This is a genomic window from Pseudomonas sp. DC3200b2 (assembly GCF_049895785.1).
Taxonomy (GTDB): Bacteria; Pseudomonadota; Gammaproteobacteria; order Pseudomonadales; family Pseudomonadaceae; genus Aquipseudomonas; species Aquipseudomonas massiliensis.
In genome coordinates this window covers 1-17,406 of sequence record NZ_JAFCTA010000011.1, presented here as the reverse complement: position 1 = coordinate 17,406, position 17,406 = coordinate 1, and the positions used below count along the sequence as shown (strand labels likewise).

Genomic DNA, 17,406 nt, shown 5'->3' with positions numbered 1-17,406 from the left:
GTTTGTGCTTTACACCGGGCGGGGTTCGCTCGGTTGTGCCGATGGAGCCGGTGTGGGTGCGGACTTTGGGAGGGCGTTGTCTTCTTTCCAACGCTCATCAAAGCCCAACCGGGCATGTAACGCGGGAGGGACTTCGGCAGGGGCATCAAGCTTGCCGATACGCACTGCGCTGTCACCTTCGAGCTTGAACGCGATGTTTTCCCGCGACACCGGCTGGCCACCCGAACGATTGATCGCGTTGCCCGTACCAATCGGTGCCAGGCCTTCCGGTGTAATGGCGTTGAAGACCATCGGCGGCGCGTCGTTACGTCCCGGTAAGCTGACCAACACATGCTGGTACTGGTTGTCCTGACGCGCTATGCCTTGCAGGTAGGGGCCATCACCGCGGACCAGGTACATATCCAGGTTGCCATCCTGCGTCCAGCTACTGATGACAGGTTTGCCCGCCGTATTGTTGGGGTCTATGGCAGGCCGGGGCGCCGACAGCTCATTACCGGCTTTAGCGCTTCCCTGGCCATTTGGCGTAAGCCAGTACAAGCCGTCCTTGGGTGAATTCAAAGTAGGCACCTCGACGCCCAGTTGGGCTATCAGTGCGTTTTGAACAAGGGCAAAACGGCCTGCGTCATAGGCGTGGAGTTGAACGCCTTCGTCCTGGCCCGTCCGCACGGCTGGATTGCCGCCCACCTTGAGCGACCACTGGTTGCGGTGCGCCTCCTTGTCTACAAAGCTTACTGTCACGCCCTGCTCATTTTTCACAGGCGCCTTAACGGTGACCTGCTCCTTACCCAACCATTGCAACGTCACCATGCTTCCGGGCTGTACACGGGTTTCGCGCAGCAACCCCGCCAGTTCCTTGCCCCAAAATGTCTCGATACCGGCTTTGGTCCGCAACTTGATGAAGGTGCTTTCCGCGTTCTCTTGCTCGAACCGGAAGGGGGCTTGGCCACTGTCTAGAACCTTGCCGGTAACCCCCTCCTTGGCCGCTTGGAAAGGCTGGTGGATGGCCGGTGATATCTTGGGGCTGGTCGGCGCTTGCTGGGCGGTGTCAGGCGCTGGTATTGGCTGCGGTGCCTGCGAGTAGTGAACCTGGTTAGCGGGATTCACCGGCGCGCTTTGCTGGCCCGCTGTAGTCGCCGGGGCAACCGCTGGTTGCCGTGCCGGTTGAGCGATATCTGGCACCTCCAACGGCTGATAGTTTGCTCTGACCTGGGCCGGCTGGTTCGGTACTTGCGACGCGCTTTGAACAGGCTGTGGTGAATGCATTTGCTGCGTGGGCACCTGTGAAGGCTCTGGCACCCGTTGCGCCGGTGTAAGGTCGCCCGTGACAGCGTTGCGTTCTTCAGGTGCGGTGTTCAGCGCCTTACGGGCATCCGTCAACATGGCTTGCTGAGCCGGGTTTTTCATCTCCACATTGATCTGGTGTTGCGCGATCAGGCCAATGGCCTTTTCCTTGAACTCATCACTGCCCGTTAGCTCAATGCGCCCCCGGTAATACTGGGCAGCGGTCAACAGCGCCGCGACCACCATTTCTTCGTTTTGGCTGGCACCGTTGGCCATCTCCAGGCGTGAGCCCCGGTCCACAAAAGCGGCTTCGCCATCAAGCTTGTAGAGAACCGCACTATCACCCTGTCGCTCATAGGACAACCGGCCCAATAACGCGTCTTTGTCGATGTTACTGGCCTGGGGCTCGACCTCAGCACCGCTTGGCCGAGGTGGCCCAACCACGATTGCATCGGGCTCAGCCTCGGCCAAAGGGGCTTCAGTGGTCTTTTTGGGGACAGCTATCGGCTCAGGCGCTTCGGTAGCAGGCGTGCCCACTTCCTCTTTGGCAGTAGCTGCCTGATCCTTCATTGGCAGCGGTGCAGCGGGTGTCTCGTCCGCCGCCCCCTTATCAGCAACAGCCGAGGCCGTTGGGACAGTGGGTGCAGTTGGTGTCTGTACCGGGTCAGCGATGGCCAGGCTTGCCTCGGTCCCACTGCTTGCCGGCTGTGCTGCCGGTACCGGTGTCGCCACTGGCTCAGCGATATCTAGGTTTGGTACACGACCACTGGCCGGCTGCGCTGCCGATGCAGTCTCGACACTGGCCAGAGGCGGCGGTGCGTTATCAGGCACAGGAACCGCTGGGCCAGTCTCAGTAGTCATCGGCTGGGTAACAGGCCCTGGCACCATGGGTTCCAAGGCAAGGTTGGCTTGCTGCTCGTTGGCCACAGGCTCAGCTGGCCGGTTCAGGCCCGCTGACGTATCAGGATCTGGTGCCTTCGGGGCCTCGGGAGAGTGATTGTCCGGCATGGGTGACACCTCATTTCTAATCAGTTCGGGTGGGAATTGGCCTCGCAGCGCCTCCAAACCCCGCGCCTGGTGAAGGTCGTTGTAATCGGTAAAGCCCTGGGCCTTTTCGGCGTCGGTAAACGTCGGGTAATGCACCTGGCCGCCCACCAATTCAGCCGCTGCCGTGGCCATCAACAGCCCTTTGTTGTCGTCCTTGGCATGGTCGAAGTCCGCCATGAACACATGCGGGCTATCGGGAAAGCGCTCATGCAGCACCTTGGCGACGGCCAGCATGTTGCCGGCGTCAATCGTCATGACGACGGGGTTGCCGGTTGCCATGTTCAAGCTACGGGCCGTGGCATAGCCTTCGGCATAGAGCACTGGTTGACCGGGCTCTAGCGCGCCGCCGACCACCAGGTAATTGCCCTGCTTGGGGGCATCCTTAAACAGGAATTTTTCACCCTCTGGCGGGATGTATTGCAGCGTCCTGAACTCGCCTGCCGTATTGAAAAACGGCACCACCAGGGCGCCGTTTCTCGTTTCACGAAGTTCAGGCGTCGGGGTTATGCCCTTTCGCACCAGGTACGGGTGCGCAGGATCAGCAGCGGGTAATCGGTCATAGAGGCTTTTAGCCGCAAGCGTCTTTTCAGCATGGGTCGCTGCCCGCGACCGGATAGCGTCGTCTTGGGCTTGCCGTGCGCCTGCGCGAATGTGCAACCGCGTGGTGGGATCTGACTCGCCACCCGTTGCAGCCCAGTTTGTAACGGCCTTGTCGGAAACGGCACGGTGATAGTTGATAAACCAGCCACCAGGACGACGATCCAGAAAGCCTCGATATACCCCGCTTTGCTTGCCGTTCTTGTCCTCAACGGTTGCCACTCGGTGACGCTGGCCATCCATGATTGGCATTCCAGGTATAACCAGGCCGGCTTGGGTCAAAGCATCCAGGAATTGGGATTCAGGATCACCACCACCGGCACGGCGGGTGGCATCGGGTAGCCAGTCGCTGACGCGGTTCAGGTCACAACCTGGACGGGCAAACCACAAACTGGCCTCTTTATCCCACTCGATGGCCGACCGGCCATCTTCCAGCCGCCCCGCAGCCTCCCGCACAGCCTCTCGGGCTTCATGGGGCACGGCCAGCCACACAGGATGTTCGGAGACGCGGGGGGCGTGCTTAGGTACATTCATTCGATATCACCTCTATGAATGAGCGATTCATCTACCTGGGCACCGCTACTCCCCTTCGGTGAAGCGCCGATACCACCAAGGCCGCCCAGATAGGCGTTTACCGCGCACCAGGTAGCCCAGACGCACCACCAGGACTTTCAACGTCCAGCCGAAAGCCGACATCAGCCGAAAGCCTGCTATGACGCCGGTAATGACGTAGATCGTCATGAACGATGGGAAGCGGAACCAGAACAGGTACAGCAGAAACAGCGGGGCCGGTATGCCGTACACATTGAGAAGCCGTGACGCATTGCGCCAGTAGCCCGGTTGCAGTGGCGTTTCAGACATGGGCTGTTTCTCCAGCTTGCTCCAGTTCCCGTAGCTGGGAAGGCGTCATGGCCACCATCAGTTCGCTGCGCTCGATGCGGCCCTCTTGATAAAGCCGCCAGGCCTGATCGGCAAAGCGCCGTTTCTGCCGACGAATAATCCCGTCGATATGCCGAGCCCACTCGGTGTAGGGCATGTGCGCAAGCTCATCGCGCAACGCATCGTCGAAGATGATGTATTCCCTGATCGCCTGCCGCTTACCGTCCGTGGTACGCAGCAGCTTTTGCACGACGACGTACTGCAGGACGCCCCATAGGTCATGGGCGGTGGCCTCACGCATTTCAGCAGGCACAGCGTTCAGGCAGCGCGGGATGGCTTCACCTGGCGAATGGATGTGCAAGGTGCTGAGGTTGAAGTGCCCGACCTGGCCGGCCAGGATGCCGGCCTGGATGGTTTCCATATCCCGCATTTCACCAACGCCGATGACCGAAGGTGCCCGGCGCAGGTCGGCCCGGATGCCTTCGGCGTAGCTCGAAACATCCCGGCCAATCTGTAGCTGTGTGGGCCGCAAGATATCGTCTGGATTAGCCAGGACGAACTCAATGGGGTCTTCAATCGTGGTCACCTTGCGGTGCGGATCTGTCATCTGGCAGTACGCATAGATCGCCGCCGCCGTGGTGCTTTTTCCTGATCCGGTAATGCCGCCGAGCAATCCGAGGCCCCTGGAAGGCAACAGCACCTCGAACAGTTCGGGCTCCAGGCCCAATGTCTCTAGCGGCGGAATTTCCCAAGGGATGATCCGCATCGTCAGGGCAATGGTGGTATCCAGCCGTCCAGCAGTGGCTTGTACAAAGTTGCACCGAAACCGCAGACGCTCGCCGCGCTCCAGGCCATAGCGCTCGTTCACGTCTCCATCAAGCTGAAAGGCTCGGTCTACTGGGCGGCCACCGCCTACCATGGCCCGAATTTCAGGGTTGAACACCTCATCAATCAGTTTCGACCAGGTGTCATCGGGCAAGACAAACGCGCTGGCCTTGCGCAGCCGCCCTTGATGGCCCACCACCAGGTGGTTGCCGCCCTGGATATGAATGTCGCTGACGCTCTGCCGCGCACACCACACGAAGAAATACCGGAGCGATTCAGCATGTACCCCTGATTCGAACGGATACGGTGCAAACTCTGTGGGTTCTGTCATGGCTGCACCTTGCGAATGACCGGCTGCCACTGTGTTTTGTCAGGGACAAACCCGGCGTTCTCTTTCAGATTGCGCACCCGGTCACCCGTGGTCAGCTTCTGCCGGTCCCCGGTGACGGTCTGTTGTTGGTCAGTGACGACCGGCGGCGTGATGAAGCCCTGCCGTAGCAGCTGGGAGTACAGCAGCATGCCTCGATAGTCACGGGTCAGACGGTTGAAGTTGGCTTCCAACGTCTGGTCGGCGCTCTGCCGTCCTTCCCCCCAGCCTCGGCGTACAGCTGCTTGCCAGAGTATCTTTTGCATACTGTTTTCAGGTCTTAAGGATATCCCTGCGTCACCACTGCCTGACGACAGTCCAGCCATCAACCAGGTCCGCCAGGAAGGGGGATTGCTCACAAACCGCTCCGGCACGATGATTTCGTAGACATGACTGGCCGTGCGGATCTGCCGAGGCGTGATGTGAGCGACGTCCACTGCCTCATCGATCACAGGCGGTAGCCACCCCTCGCGGCTGATCAGGGTTCGAAAGTCGTAAAGGCTATCAAGCCGTGTAACTTGCCCGTCCAAGGCCTGGCGTAGCTCCCAGGCCCGTTCAGCTTTACCCCCACGAAAGCCTGTGTTGCGGCCCGATTCCTCCAGCAGCTGACGGCGCGCTTCTGACACCTCTGTAGAAGGTGGGTCCGCGGGCACCAGGTAGCTGTCCAAACTGGCCGGCGTATCGGGTGCCGCAGCGGGTGGCGTATGAGCGCAACCCTGCAAACCTTGAAGCAGAGCAAGCGCCAAGATGGATTTTTTCACTGACGCCTCCCTGCCTTTTTGGCGGGTTCGGCCTGAGCGAAGGCCAAGGTGAGTTGGCCAGGAAGCTGCGTCAGCGTGGCTCGCCATGCGGTCTGCATTTCGATCAGGCGCAACAGGTTTGCATACGTGATCCGGCTGACATTCAGGTTGACGGGCAGTGGCAAGCGCACGCCGGTCCAGGCGAATGTTTGGCCGCGTTGCCGGGCCAGGTGAGACAGTAGCTCGACGGCATCACCGCTCCAGTTCACGGCCACCAGGTCGCCTTGGGCACGGATGGGATCGGCGGGTAAGACCGAACGGGTATTGACCGCCCCTTCCATCCAAAGCGTTTCTTGTTGCAGCGCTACGCGGTTCAATACTGGCTTGGGCGTGGCTACAGGCGCAGGCGTGGTCGGCGGTTTGTGACAAAAGCTCTGGCAACCGGACAGCAGCAAGGCCGCCGCCTGGGCAGCCCAAAGGGAGTATTTCATTCGATTGTCTCCTGACACCCGGGACCGGGAGCAGTGATTAGCGGATAGCGAGGTGGGCCTGTGCAGCACCCAGTGCTTTAAGGCCGTTGTAGATGTTGCGGACCTCTTGCGCGTAACCCAGCCGCCGTTGCTCTTGGCGCTCCGATGGGTGAAATCCAGCGTTGTAGGAGCCAAGGCAGCGCCAAGTGTTGCCGCACACGCGCAGATGCTGAGCAAGCACCCACGCACCCACCTGAACGTTGAAACAGGGTTTATTGAGCAGGTCTTCAGGTTGCTTGATGAGCCCCATGCTCATTAGGCGGCCAAGGTGCCGGCTATTGATCTGCATCAGGCCGTAATCGGTACTCAGCACATTGCCGGCTGCGTCCCGGTTTACGTTTACGGCGTGGGGCCTGAGCCTGCTTTCCTGAATGCTGATCGCTTCGAGTAAGACGGGATCGACCTGATAACGCTGGCCAGCTTCTTTAAAGCAGAACGCCGATGCCGGTACCGGCATGAGCAGCGCCAGAACCACGCATAGGCGGCGCATGGTCAACCTCCTGCGTTAGGCAAGCGCCCAGCGGAAGGTTTGGCGGCAGCGGGTGGCACTGGCGTGGACACCGGTGTGAATGGCAGCACCGCGCTGGTCTGGTGCAGCCGGGTTTGCGCCAAGCTGATGGACACAGCGCTTTGCTCGATCCGAGCATCAACCCAGGGTCCAGCAGGTTCCTGCGGGGCCATTGGAACTGAATGGCTGCATCCGCAAAGCCCTAGCAGCACGAAGGTAGAAAGCAGTGTGGTACGCATGACAGCCTCCTAGAGGGCTAGGTTTTCTTCGACTCCGCTAGCAACCGCTCGACAGCCTCATCCAGATAGTTATCAAGCACGTACTGGGCAAGCTGCGAAGGCTTGAGTGCTATGGATCTACCCGTCTCAAAGCTGATTCGGATGGCAGCTCTATTCAACGCTGCAACCCGCTCAGCATGAACGTGGACGCTAATTGTTTTAGGGATCGCATCATCATCCAGTGACATGAGGGCTCCTATGAAAGGTGGAAACGCAAAAAACACCGCCAGGTCATGCCTGGCGGTGGGGTTGAACAAATAGAGCGAATAGCGCCTAGACGATGTGCAATCGGGAATAGCAGAGGGCGTCAGGACGACGGCTAATCAGGCGCTCGACGGCAGCACCTTCAGCCATTAGCGCCAGGAAAGCAGCCTTACGCGCAGCATCCGATTTCATGTCCACGATAAAACGAATCGTTTTCTCAAGGTCTGAGGGCAGGTTGCGGTACTCAATGCAATCAAGCGCACGATCTGAACGAAGCAAAGGCGCTGCCTTCAACGCGTCCACGATGGAGTCCTGCAACACATACGTCCGCCCGCCGAACTGGACGAATCCGTGGGCACCGCTGAGGGCGGTAACGTCCGTGGTGTGAATGACCTCGGGGTCGAAGCGCAGCAGCAGATAGCCGGGAAACAAAGCAGTCTGAGTCTCAATGCACGAAGGGCGGTCCTTACGCTTTCGGGACGTGGTGCGGCTTGGGCTGAAGACCTCAACGCCCAGGCGCTGGATCAGGACAGTAAGAGATTTGAGAACAGCGGAATTGTGCGTCAGCACGTACCAGCTTGGCATGTTCGTACCTATCAATCAGGCGCTCTTTCGAATTCCCGAACCGCTGGGCGCAGGGGCTAGTGCGAGCTATCAAAACAAGCAGCTCAACCCAGACTCGATGGCAGAGGATGCAAATCGGAATGGGCTTCTAGGTACCCAAGGTAAATCGGATCACAAAACGAGTCAAATGTTTTCTATGTTTTACACAGTAAACATGCTTTCTCGCCGAACAAGCGTATGAAAATATTCAATTTTTTGGAGATACGGTGGACACACTCCGCAGCGTGGTGGGAGCTAAGATCAGGGCTCTGCGTAAAGGGTTGTCCATGAGCCAAGCTGATTTGGGCGAAAAAATTGGCTGTGAGGCACAGCTGATAGGTTGTTATGAGAGGGGCGTGTATCTGCCCGGCATTGAGCAATTGATCAGAATCGCTACGGTGTTCGATGTGGCACCGGGCGAACTTCTACCAGGAGGGCAGGACGTGCTGCGAACACGTCTGATAGCGCTGCGCCAGGAGGTAGCGGACCTGGTAATGAAAGTGGACTCACCAGAATCTCTTGAAAAGATCCTGGTGAACATTAGAAGCTATATTGTGGAAGAAAATACCACTAAAAATAGCAAGCCTTAAGCTATACCGTATTTCCGAGAAAGCTCATCAATCCTGATTTGCCGCTGCGAATGAAATTCTATGGCCTGCTGGTCAATAGGAAATACGCCATCAGCTACGATTGACGCATACTTTTCATTAAGCTTTACAAGCGTGATCAGCTCTTTTAGCTCAAATTTAAGTTCTTCATGTTTGATGTTCATAGCTTTCTCCTTACCATGAGCAAATGCTCATCTTTCAAAACAATATCCATAATGTTTAGCCTAATACGGTTTATAAGCCGAACTCGGCAAATTGGGTTCGTTAGAGTTGGCAGAATCGCTAATGGGTTCGTTTTTATTATGATGTTCTGTGGCAACAGAAGGCCGAGAGTTCTCAATCTGGTCATAGCGCATGAGTTGGTCCTTATCAGTCACAAGGAACACATACTTACCTGCCCTTTGATTGAGCGCTGAGCCGGCATCAAGCACCTGGTCAACGAAACCCTCATCGCCAATGACTTTCATCGCCTCCCCGCTTTTGGTCGCAGCAAGACTGGCAGCGAGCTTGAAATTCGCAGACTCATCGTAGTCCTCGAACCCAGGTTTGACCTGGACGAGTCCACCGCGATCTACCACACCAGGCACACCATCCCTGACGTACTCAACGGTACCGTTACGATACAAACGAGGGGTGTGGGTGGCTGGGTTGTAGACCGGTGAATCATCAGCTTTAGCAAACAGAATCACCCTGTCCATACCCCCTTCCAACGTCTTCCCTTTCCGCTTCTCTCGATAGGCGAAGCCACGCAGCTGACTGATAGCGGCTAGGTCACCATTCAGGGCCTCCTGCTCCACCCAGGCGCGGTATTGAAGCGGGCGCAGCTTGCCTTCAAGCGCAAGCTTTTCGCGCTCCTGGCGAAGCTCAATACGCAATGCGGCCATATCCTTCATTCGCTCGAACTCAGCTACGCGATACATGAGTTTTCGTAGCAAGGGATCATCATGCGTTCGCTTAACGTCTGCCTTCATAGCCTGATAGCGGACGGCAACCTGTTTGTAGCGCGCTTTTGTGTTGAGGTCCGGTTTTTCCCATGCACTGCGGTAGTCCTGATAGCGCTGCTTCAAGGAAGCGCGAGCATCGGCACGTTCCTGACGGCGTTCTTCACGGGCGCCCTTGTCTCTGACTTCAAAAGACGGCTGGTAGGTTCTGAATATGCCGTACTCACCTTGTAGGGGATCATCAGACTTGAATGCGGGTGGTCCTGAGTAAACACCACAAATCGGTTCGAGTCGTGTCTTGGTAAGCGAAGGATGTACGGACGAAGCTTTCACGGGTGGATCATCAGGGCGCAGGAAATTATAGATCACAAGGCCGCTGCCCTTCTCACGAAGCCCAAGGCCGTTGGAGTGCAGCAGCAGATGCAAATCCTGCCAGGCAAAGCCGGGAGACTTGAGCCGATCATTGAGCTTTTCACGCACATGCTCGACAGCGTAGTGATAAAGACTTTCCTGGTTCGAAAAAGCCTTTCGAGCGCCTGCGCCTCTAGGCGCACTCGGATAATGCACACCGGCGCGATAGAGCTGATTATCAGCGTCCATTTGCCAGGGTCCATTGTCCTGGACGAAGCCATAATGACGTTCCAAGACACGCATGCTTTTTTGCAAGGTATCAACGTCATTCCACATGTTGGCAGCAACATAGGTCAGCGGATGAACACGGTTCACAGCGATGTGGGCATGCACATTGTCTGTGTCACGGTGGATCGCGGTAACGTACTGATGACCTTCCAAACCTATGGACTTCATTGCATAAAGAGCGGACCCGAAAACCTGCTCATCGGTCGGGTGATCTTCCTCACGCCAGGATATAATAAAGTGATAAACCGGGTCCTTGATGCGGCGGTTTTGTGAGGCCACCATGTTCATCTCGGCGGCTGCGGTTTCAAGAGAGAACACGTTAGTTTCGCACGCGACCTCTCCAGCCATCACACGTTGACGACCGTCTGCGAACTGCTCAGAAACCTTCACAGGAGCATCGCTTTCACCCGTACGCTCTATGTAATCAACCAGACGTTCGAAGCTGGCTCTGCTGGACTCAGAGCGATTTGGCTGAGGAACGCTTGTTACGAGGTCATCAGGCGAAGGCTTGCCTGCGCGATCAGTGACGTAGCTCACCAGCTTGAGAAAGCTGGTGCCTTTGTCTTTGCGCTTCTCAGGAACGATCACATTCATAGGTGCGCGATCACCCTACAGGAACTTGATGAAGGTCTAGGCCTACAACAGCTTTCTTGATTTCGACAAGCACATCTGAAAATTGCTTGCTCAGCTCGGTAGTCATACCGCTCTGCATTTGCGTGTAGAGGTGCTTTTGCAGACCACCAAGACGCAGAAGCTCAGTCATCAAGCGGGTGTCAGTACGGGTCATGATTTTGCGATTCAGCGCAGCGCGTCGCAGAAGGTCGGACGTAGTAATGCCGGCAGCCAGGGCCTTGTCACGGATTAGGTCTGCATCGGCTTGAGTGCATCGGATTTCGATCCTTACCGTTGCCTGGCGCGCTTTGCTCTTTGACATAACAACAACCTTGGAAGATCAACGGGGTATCGGGGCGCAGCCCTGATTCGGGTTTTGTACGGATGGACTGCTTGCAGGCCGTCCGTACAAAACATTTCCGGTCCTAAACATAACATCGAATTTCAGATACAGAGATGTTACACCGCATTACACGCCAAAGGCCAGAGGTGGATCCGTTTCACCGACGAAGCGAACAGCGGGCGTCGGGTAGGTGCGGAGGCTCTAGCTCAGTACACCCAGGCCGACAGCTCCGACAGAGGAAGCGCATGCCCTACCCTGTAGGCGAATTAGGGCATCGTGCTGATCATTGCTAGGGCGGGCCGTGAAGGGCTTAGATTTTCCTGATACGCTAAACCGCAATGAGGCCTCGCCATCATTTCAATTCACGCCAACGCATCAGGTAGAAACCCATCATGGCTAAGAAAACGTACACACAAGAAGACATTGAAAAGGCACGTGCCGCACTGGAATCACTGCCAGATTTGAGCCGTCAAAAGCTCGGCCAGGCCGAAGCCTTGGCAGAGCTAAAGGACCAAATAATTCTGCTCTCCAGCACTAAAGGCTACTCAAACGCTGAGATAAAATCAGCGCTGGCTCAGGTGGGCATACAGGTCACGACGAAGGCCATAGCTGAGGTGATCACTACCCGAAAGCGCGGGCCTGGCCGTAAGAAATCGGATTCAGATAACGGCGACACCACGGCGGGGTGAGGTTAGCCAGACTAAAAAAAATGCCCCTTCTATAGGGGCACTTTTTTTCGTATTGGATTGCGCAGGCTAGATCAAAATTTGATGTTCCGCCAAGTCGACCTGCTGCGATTTGCCGCCGCTATCGGTGACGATGAAAACGCAAGCGGTGTCAGGCTCACCTGCTGAGATTCTAGGTTGAAAATAGCTTTCCGCTACTTCCCGTGCTGCGGCAACATGGTCGTCGGTTGTCTCAACATAAGTGGTCCATATGACGGTGTAACCTTTCATGGATAGCGCTCCTTCACGTGTCTTCGACCGCGGGCAATCCGGGCACATTCACCCGGACTGCTGATTGGAAAAAAAAAGGGTTAGGCAGCTTGCATCGCCTGAGCCAATACCCATAAAGCGCGGTTCAATTTTAGGTCCTGGTCAATGCCTGTAACCGCTCTCGTTTTGGTACGACGACCTTGCTTGTTCCTGCCTACCAGCCCGCCTTGAATTGTGTTCTCCTGGATGCGGTTGAATGTAGTCCATAGATCGTCGTTTCTGTCCTCACGACGACGCGGCATGAGCAGCTGGCTTGGCGTTACCGGCGCTGGTCCTTCTACCGGATCATACCGGTAGGCAAGCGCGGCCATGGCGAACGCTTCTTGCTCTAGTGGCTTGAGCCGGCGACCTTTCATGCCATCTAGATGCTCGTCAATCTGTTCAAACTGATTAAGCACCTCGAACGCGCCTTCAATTACATTATCAATAACGCTGGCGCCGCCGCTGTGCCGCACCTTTTGGTCGCTGGCCACGTCACCCAGCACCAAACCATTAGCGCACACGAAACGGAACTTGCCGCCGATCATTTGATAGCTGCTGCTTCCATCGTGGCTGTTCAGCAAGATGATTTCGTTCGCTTCTTCCGTGGCGATTTGGCTTGCATGACGCAAGCGCAGCATGTGCTTGGTATGCTCGCGCTTACCTTCATGGCGTACGCGTGTCTGACAGGCCATGAAAGCCTCGAAACCTTGAGCCCGAAGCCCATCCAACACCTGGACCGTAGGGATGTACAGATAGCGCTCTGAGCGGCTGTCGTGTGCTTCTTCAGCAAAGATGGAAGGTGCCACGCTGGCAATCGCTTCATTGGTCAAAGCTTCGTCGCTGCGGATCATGCAAGGGTTACGGAAATTGCTGGAAAGGCGCATGTGATTCTCCTTGGGAAGGAACCCAGCGGACCGGGCTCCTATGCTGTTGATTAACCCGCGAGGGCTACGGCGGCTTGTGGGCGGCGTACCTTGATGGTCTGGCCGATTTCTTCAACCGTTACGCCTTTGCGCTGGTATGCAGGCACAAGATCCAGCAACGCGTAGTCAACTTGCCCAAGGGCTATGGAACGGGGGGCTTTAGTGGCTTGATGTTTCATTTCGTATCTCTCCTTTGGTAGCCCTGAGCGGTGGCTGCCGCTTGTTTCAGGGCATCGAACCCGAGTGGCTTCGATGGATTTATTATACTTCACCATCCGTTATTTGTCACCACTTGTCACCACTAATAATCCGTTATTTTTACCTTCAGAACAGTGAGGTTTGCCGGTTCGCGTAAGTTGACCATCGGTTAAATGATTCCTCGCCACACCATAACCGCACGTGTTCTATGAAGCCCTCCCCTTCCGCTATCTCGATCAATTCGCCTCTAACATCCTGGGAATCGCCCATCTCGAAACAACTATCGAACTGGCGTTCGCCTGAGCCTTCATAACCATTTTCCAGAAGTTCGTAGCTAGTTCTTTCATGGACCAAGTTATGACGAAAAGCCAGCCTCAAAAAGGCTACCCTTGCCTCGTCTTTATGCAGCTTCTGGCTAAGCCTCAATAGTTCGCAGCACACCGCCCCCCTACCGCTTTCGACGCGCTTTTTCCGCTGTTGCTCTTGTGTGGCTTTTTGCTTCTTAAGTCTTCACTTCATTGTCGACTTTGCTGGGTGCTTTTGGCCGTTGCGCATTGGTCGATCAGGCAGGGCCTGGTTCAAGGGCGCAATACGAGGCCGCAGCTAAGGGAGCGAAGCGAGTCCGAACGGGAGCGTATTGCGGGCGAAGCCACATCCTTGAACCAGGCCCTGGATCAGCTACCGTAAAACGCAGGACAAATGCACTTTGCAAAGCCTACGGTAAGTTGTAGGAGCCAGCAGATAACTATCGGCGCAGGTTGCTAGGCTTGTGCGTGAGGATTGAAACCCGTAGGGGCGAGACTGGCAGGCTTCATGGCCAGGCTCGATGCGCAGCATGAAAGCCCGACCCGTAGCGAAGTGAAGGGGAACGTCCGTCAAGTGATCTGGCGCTGACGGCCTGTCCTCAACGCTGCAAAGTGATAGTGAAACTCTGCGCCTCAAGCTCGCCAGTCGCTTGCGCGGACCTCAGCGAGGTGGCCAAGGCGCGTAGCTGTTCAGCTACGGTCCCTGGGTACCATTCAGTCACTTTCACCCAGTCCGCAGGTAGTTCCTCCATACGGCGGCGAATACGTGTTATCAGTCGGTGCACCACCTGGCGAGCTAGATCCGTATCAGCAGCAGCTTCAGCTACGCTAGCTCCTTTCACGAACACCAATCGAGCTGCCGCTATCGATTTGTCAGAGAATGCGCGGCGCGTGTTTTGTCCGGCCAGCACGTTCATCACCTGCTCGAATGCTTCATTGCTCATCAAAGCAGTGCTTGGTGCAGGCTCGATCAGCCTGATGAGCTGTGAGATTTCACCAGGTGAATAGGTATCCTGGATTTCGGCAGCCAAGGCTTTTAGTCTGTCATCCAGTAACTGAGTGGTCATGAAGTCGGTTCCATGGGTTTAACGATTGCGTTTATTTCTGTCACCTGTTGTCACTACTAATTTGTATCTGGCTGTTCCCCTTCTCTTTCTGTACCATGGCCATGCTTTCTCGTATCTCTCATTACGGTAAGCATCGAACCGAAGGCCTGGCTGGGCTTTCGGTTTTTTTATGCCTGGACCTTGCTAAGCCCCTGGCCAGAGTTGCCTCGATCAGGCTCAAACGCCTGCGTCCAGCAAGCGTCTTACCGCAATCTTGATCAGAGCCGGCCTAGACAGGCCCAGTTGTTTCCGTGCAGCGTCAAATTCAGCCAGAAGCTCAGGCTCGAAACCTACCTGAAACATTTCACGCTTCCCCCGCACGTTCTTTTTAGCCTTGCTATCAGGCGCCGTAGCAGCAGCTTTAGCAGCCACTTGGGAGGATTCAGGGTCAGCAGTAGCTGATTTTGGGGCTCTTTTTATGATAGCCATTACACATCCTTAAAATACTATAAACGTATGCTAAACATACCGAAGGGATATGAAAACCATATCCTTTTCGTCTCATCTAGAAAAGGGCGGAAAGCAGTGCGTTGATCTCCTTTACGGCCTTGGGATCTCGCGGTTTCATCTCACTGACTGCTAGCCCCATGGTCGAGGCTGCGGCAATAGATTTTCGCCTGACGATGTTCAGATCGATCAGCTGCAACTGGGGGTAATTCGCTATCGACTTACGGGTATCGACGTTATCGCTTGAGAATTTCTTGGGTTCAGCCATGTTGAGGTAGGCATAAATGGGAAGGGGGTTGTCACCGCGTAATGCCTGAATCTCGGCTATCAAAGGGACCAATTCATCTTCCAAGGCATCAAGCTCAAAATTACCTGGAGCGATAGGCACTAGCATCACGTCAGCGATCATCATCGCGTGACGAAAGGCTGAGCTATCACGACCGCCTGCATCAATGATGATGTCGTCGTACTTATCCAGCTGACGGAGTACCTGGTTGCGCAGTTGTTCACCTTCAGGGTAGGCGACCAGAGTCACGCTTGGCTTAAGACCGGCCTCGTCACGCCTGTCTATCGCTTTGGATGATGAAGACTGTCTATCACTGTTCACCAAAAGCACGTCCTTACCTTGAAGGGCGCGGCCAACAGCAACCTGGACTGTATTCGTTGATTTTCCAACGCCACCTTTGGTGTTACCAATCACGATAATGGACATTCAAGCTCCCAAGGCATCTCGTTAAGATGCCAATAGGATATCCCTTTCGTATCCCTTGTCAATTAATATCATATGAAAGGGATATCCTTTTCATGCCCCGTGCGTTCAGCGAGATTCGTGTGGTTTGCACAATGCTGACGACATGAAAGGTTCCATGTGCACATGGAATGCCTACTGATTTCACACCCTGATACGCTCAACCTCGCTCAAGCTGATTTCATCAATGCGGCGGTCGTAGAGCTGCGTGGTGCGGGTGGAAGCGTGGTTGGCCATCGCGGCGGCGCTTTCCAGCGTTCCACCGTTTTTGAGATACGCGGTGATGCCAGTGGCTCGAAAGGTATGGTTGCCAATTTTGGTATCAATGCCAGCTGCAACGGCACGGCGACGAACCATGAGGTAAGCGCTGGGTTGGGGGAGGGGGGTTCTACTCAGCTTCTTGGTACCCCTGGCTAGCGTCCTGAACAGCGGACCTTTGCTGTCCAGGTCGATGCCAGTCCCCACCAGGTAGGCGTGTAAGTATTCTTCCAATGAGTGGTGGCAGGGCATGGTGTGCTGCTTGCCGCCTTTCTCACGCAGTCGAACCCATAGCCGGCGATTCTGCGTGTACACGTCCTCCACCTTCATAGCTAGCGCTGCACCGATCCGCGCAAACGAAAACACCATCAGCCCAATCAATGCTCGATCACGAAGGCCGGCAGGGGTGCTGATATCAATGCTGTCTAGCAGCTGGCGCGCCTCGCTCGGATCAAGCACCGGTGTCTTACCCGTGCGGCTGGTGTGACTAGGGCCGCGGACTGAGGCGGCTGGATTCAACGGGACGACCTGGCCCACTACTAACCAGTCGAACAAATGGCGTAGGGCGGCCAGGCGCTGCTTCACAGAGGGGACCGACAACCGCTCTAGCTGTAGCTCGATCCAGGTTGAAACGTGCAGGGAGGTGACAGCGGCCAAGCTAGGCACGCCGACCGTAGCGCACCAGGTTAGAAACTCATCCGTAGCACGGGCATAAGCGCGTCGTGTGTTGGGATTGCGGATGTTGGCCGTGAAGAACTCCAGGAAGCGCATACCTGCACGTTCGCCAGCCTGGCCGACAAGCATTGGAATGTTTGCCAGAGCCGAAGCAGGAAGCATCAAACCGTTCATGGCAGCTCAATCCCAAGACGGTCCTTGATCACCTGCTTACCGTAGACCTTGCCCAATTCCATCATCAGGCTAAGGCTAGCACCCCCAGCTTTTTCTACGCCCTTCTTCGTCAGCCCCCAGACCTCACCGTCGCGGATGGTTTCCAAAAACTCATGGCCTTTGTAGGTCAATCGCATTGGTTTCCAAATCTTAGATTTGTCTTCCAGGAACTGTTGGGACTGGCTGCAAAGAAAGCCTGCTTCCGTGAGCAGTAGGACATGGTAGGAAATGACCTCAGCTGTCCTACCCTCAAAGGAAAGATCAAGCGTGCCGTGCGCGGGATGCATGCTTGATTCAAGGGTCAAGAGAATCTCACGCACCAGGTCCTTGTCTAGCTTCATCAAGCATACTCCGGCCTATGTATGATAAAGGACATTATCATACATAGGTGCAACCCTGGAGCGAGCGCAGGAAAAAGATAGCCGCTAAGGGAAAAAGCGATTGACAGGAGAGAAGATTCCTGAGTTTTTCGGGGGAGCGGGGGAGGGAGGTAGCGATGACACGGGCGTGGGGCCGGCAGCGTGCCCGGCACGAACCCCGCCCACTCACACAAA

21 protein-coding genes are annotated in these 17,406 nt (G+C 55.9%); 2 read left to right on the top strand and 19 right to left on the bottom strand.

The annotated features are described in order from the left end of the window. Positions 1-9: 9 nt before the first annotated feature. The 8 genes from ACP691_RS20980 to ACP691_RS20945 all read right to left on the bottom strand — a co-directional run bounded on the left by ACP691_RS20980 (position 10) and on the right by ACP691_RS20945 (position 7,841). Positions 10-3,459, bottom strand: coding sequence for an LPD7 domain-containing protein (locus ACP691_RS20980; RefSeq protein ID WP_426154129.1), 3,450 nt, complete (start codon positions 3,457-3,459; stop codon positions 10-12). 45 nt (positions 3,460-3,504) lie between these two features. After that, a complete protein-coding gene (gene icmT, locus ACP691_RS20975; RefSeq protein ID WP_426154131.1) occupies positions 3,505-3,786 on the bottom strand; it encodes an IcmT/TraK family protein in 282 nt (93 codons plus the stop codon). Next, entirely contained in the window at positions 3,779-4,960 is a 1,182-nt protein-coding gene (gene traJ, locus ACP691_RS20970) for a plasmid transfer ATPase TraJ (protein WP_426154133.1), read from the bottom strand. Before traJ ends, icmT begins: the two co-directional genes overlap by 8 nt. Continuing rightward, a complete protein-coding gene (locus ACP691_RS20965; RefSeq protein ID WP_426154135.1) occupies positions 4,957-5,757 on the bottom strand; it encodes a type IV secretion system DotC family protein in 801 nt (266 codons plus the stop codon). The genes traJ and ACP691_RS20965 overlap by 4 nt, the downstream gene beginning before the upstream one ends. Next, a complete protein-coding gene (locus tag ACP691_RS20960; RefSeq protein WP_426154136.1) occupies positions 5,754-6,227 on the bottom strand; it encodes a DotD/TraH family lipoprotein in 474 nt (157 codons plus the stop codon). The genes ACP691_RS20965 and ACP691_RS20960 overlap by 4 nt, the downstream gene beginning before the upstream one ends. Positions 6,228-6,264: 37 nt before the next feature. Then, positions 6,265-6,756, bottom strand: coding sequence for a lytic transglycosylase domain-containing protein (locus ACP691_RS20955; RefSeq protein WP_426154138.1), 492 nt, complete (start codon positions 6,754-6,756; stop codon positions 6,265-6,267). 274 nt (positions 6,757-7,030) lie between these two features. Then, complete coding sequence (locus tag ACP691_RS20950; RefSeq protein ID WP_426154140.1) at positions 7,031-7,240, bottom strand: hypothetical protein; 210 nt, start codon at positions 7,238-7,240, stop codon at positions 7,031-7,033. An 85-nt stretch (positions 7,241-7,325) separates the two neighbouring features. Beyond that, the gene (locus ACP691_RS20945) at positions 7,326-7,841 is read right to left on the bottom strand and encodes a transcription termination/antitermination NusG family protein (protein WP_426154142.1); all 516 of its coding nucleotides are present in this window, start codon (positions 7,839-7,841) and stop codon (positions 7,326-7,328) included. Positions 7,842-8,086: 245 nt separating this feature from the next. On the opposite strand from ACP691_RS20945, the gene ACP691_RS20940 reads away from it, so the two are divergent. Beyond that, complete coding sequence (locus ACP691_RS20940) at positions 8,087-8,449, top strand: helix-turn-helix domain-containing protein (RefSeq protein WP_426154144.1); 363 nt, start codon at positions 8,087-8,089, stop codon at positions 8,447-8,449. On the opposite strand, the gene ACP691_RS20935 is transcribed toward ACP691_RS20940, so the two are convergent. Genes ACP691_RS20935 through mobA form a run of 3 tightly spaced genes read right to left on the bottom strand, consistent with a single transcriptional unit; the run spans position 8,446 to position 10,981 of the window. Continuing rightward, complete coding sequence (locus ACP691_RS20935) at positions 8,446-8,631, bottom strand: hypothetical protein (protein WP_426154146.1); 186 nt, start codon at positions 8,629-8,631, stop codon at positions 8,446-8,448. The genes ACP691_RS20940 and ACP691_RS20935 overlap by 4 nt on opposite strands. A gap of 60 nt (positions 8,632-8,691) precedes the next feature. Beyond that, positions 8,692-10,641: a TraI/MobA(P) family conjugative relaxase gene (traI, locus tag ACP691_RS20930; RefSeq protein ID WP_426154148.1), complete on the bottom strand. Its 1,950-nt coding sequence runs from the start codon at positions 10,639-10,641 to the stop codon at positions 8,692-8,694. A gap of 10 nt (positions 10,642-10,651) precedes the next feature. After that, entirely contained in the window at positions 10,652-10,981 is a 330-nt protein-coding gene (gene mobA, locus ACP691_RS20925) for a plasmid mobilization protein MobA (protein WP_426154150.1), read from the bottom strand. A 413-nt stretch (positions 10,982-11,394) separates the two neighbouring features. On the opposite strand from mobA, the gene ACP691_RS20920 reads away from it, so the two are divergent. Further along, the gene (locus ACP691_RS20920) at positions 11,395-11,691 is read left to right on the top strand and encodes a mobilization protein (protein ID WP_426154152.1); all 297 of its coding nucleotides are present in this window, start codon (positions 11,395-11,397) and stop codon (positions 11,689-11,691) included. A 66-nt stretch (positions 11,692-11,757) separates the two neighbouring features. Here the strand turns inward: ACP691_RS20920 and ACP691_RS20915 are convergent, their stop codons facing one another. From ACP691_RS20915 to ACP691_RS20880, 8 genes are all read right to left on the bottom strand, one after another. Continuing rightward, positions 11,758-11,958: a hypothetical protein gene (locus ACP691_RS20915; RefSeq protein WP_426154154.1), complete on the bottom strand. Its 201-nt coding sequence runs from the start codon at positions 11,956-11,958 to the stop codon at positions 11,758-11,760. 80 nt (positions 11,959-12,038) lie between these two features. Continuing rightward, on the bottom strand, positions 12,039-12,863 hold the full coding sequence (locus ACP691_RS20910) for a DUF932 domain-containing protein (protein ID WP_426154156.1): 825 nt from the start codon (positions 12,861-12,863) through the stop codon (positions 12,039-12,041). 50 nt (positions 12,864-12,913) lie between these two features. Further along, positions 12,914-13,081, bottom strand: a complete 168-nt coding sequence (locus ACP691_RS20905) for a hypothetical protein (protein ID WP_426154158.1) — start codon at positions 13,079-13,081, stop codon at positions 12,914-12,916. Positions 13,082-14,004: 923 nt separating this feature from the next. Continuing rightward, on the bottom strand, positions 14,005-14,472 hold the full coding sequence (locus ACP691_RS20900) for a TrfB-related DNA-binding protein (protein WP_426154160.1): 468 nt from the start codon (positions 14,470-14,472) through the stop codon (positions 14,005-14,007). A gap of 216 nt (positions 14,473-14,688) precedes the next feature. After that, the gene (locus ACP691_RS20895; protein ID WP_426154162.1) at positions 14,689-14,940 is read right to left on the bottom strand and encodes a ribbon-helix-helix protein, CopG family; all 252 of its coding nucleotides are present in this window, start codon (positions 14,938-14,940) and stop codon (positions 14,689-14,691) included. 76 nt (positions 14,941-15,016) lie between these two features. Then, positions 15,017-15,670 carry an AAA family ATPase gene (locus tag ACP691_RS20890; RefSeq protein WP_426154164.1) on the bottom strand — a complete coding sequence of 218 codons (654 nt, stop codon included), beginning with the start codon at positions 15,668-15,670 and terminating at the stop codon, positions 15,017-15,019. 180 nt (positions 15,671-15,850) lie between these two features. Next, positions 15,851-16,813 carry a tyrosine-type recombinase/integrase gene (locus tag ACP691_RS20885; protein WP_426154166.1) on the bottom strand — a complete coding sequence of 321 codons (963 nt, stop codon included), beginning with the start codon at positions 16,811-16,813 and terminating at the stop codon, positions 15,851-15,853. Continuing rightward, positions 16,810-17,193 carry a DUF2513 domain-containing protein gene (locus ACP691_RS20880; RefSeq protein WP_426154168.1) on the bottom strand — a complete coding sequence of 128 codons (384 nt, stop codon included), beginning with the start codon at positions 17,191-17,193 and terminating at the stop codon, positions 16,810-16,812. Before ACP691_RS20880 ends, ACP691_RS20885 begins: the two co-directional genes overlap by 4 nt. Between the last annotated feature and the right edge of the window lie 213 nt (positions 17,194-17,406).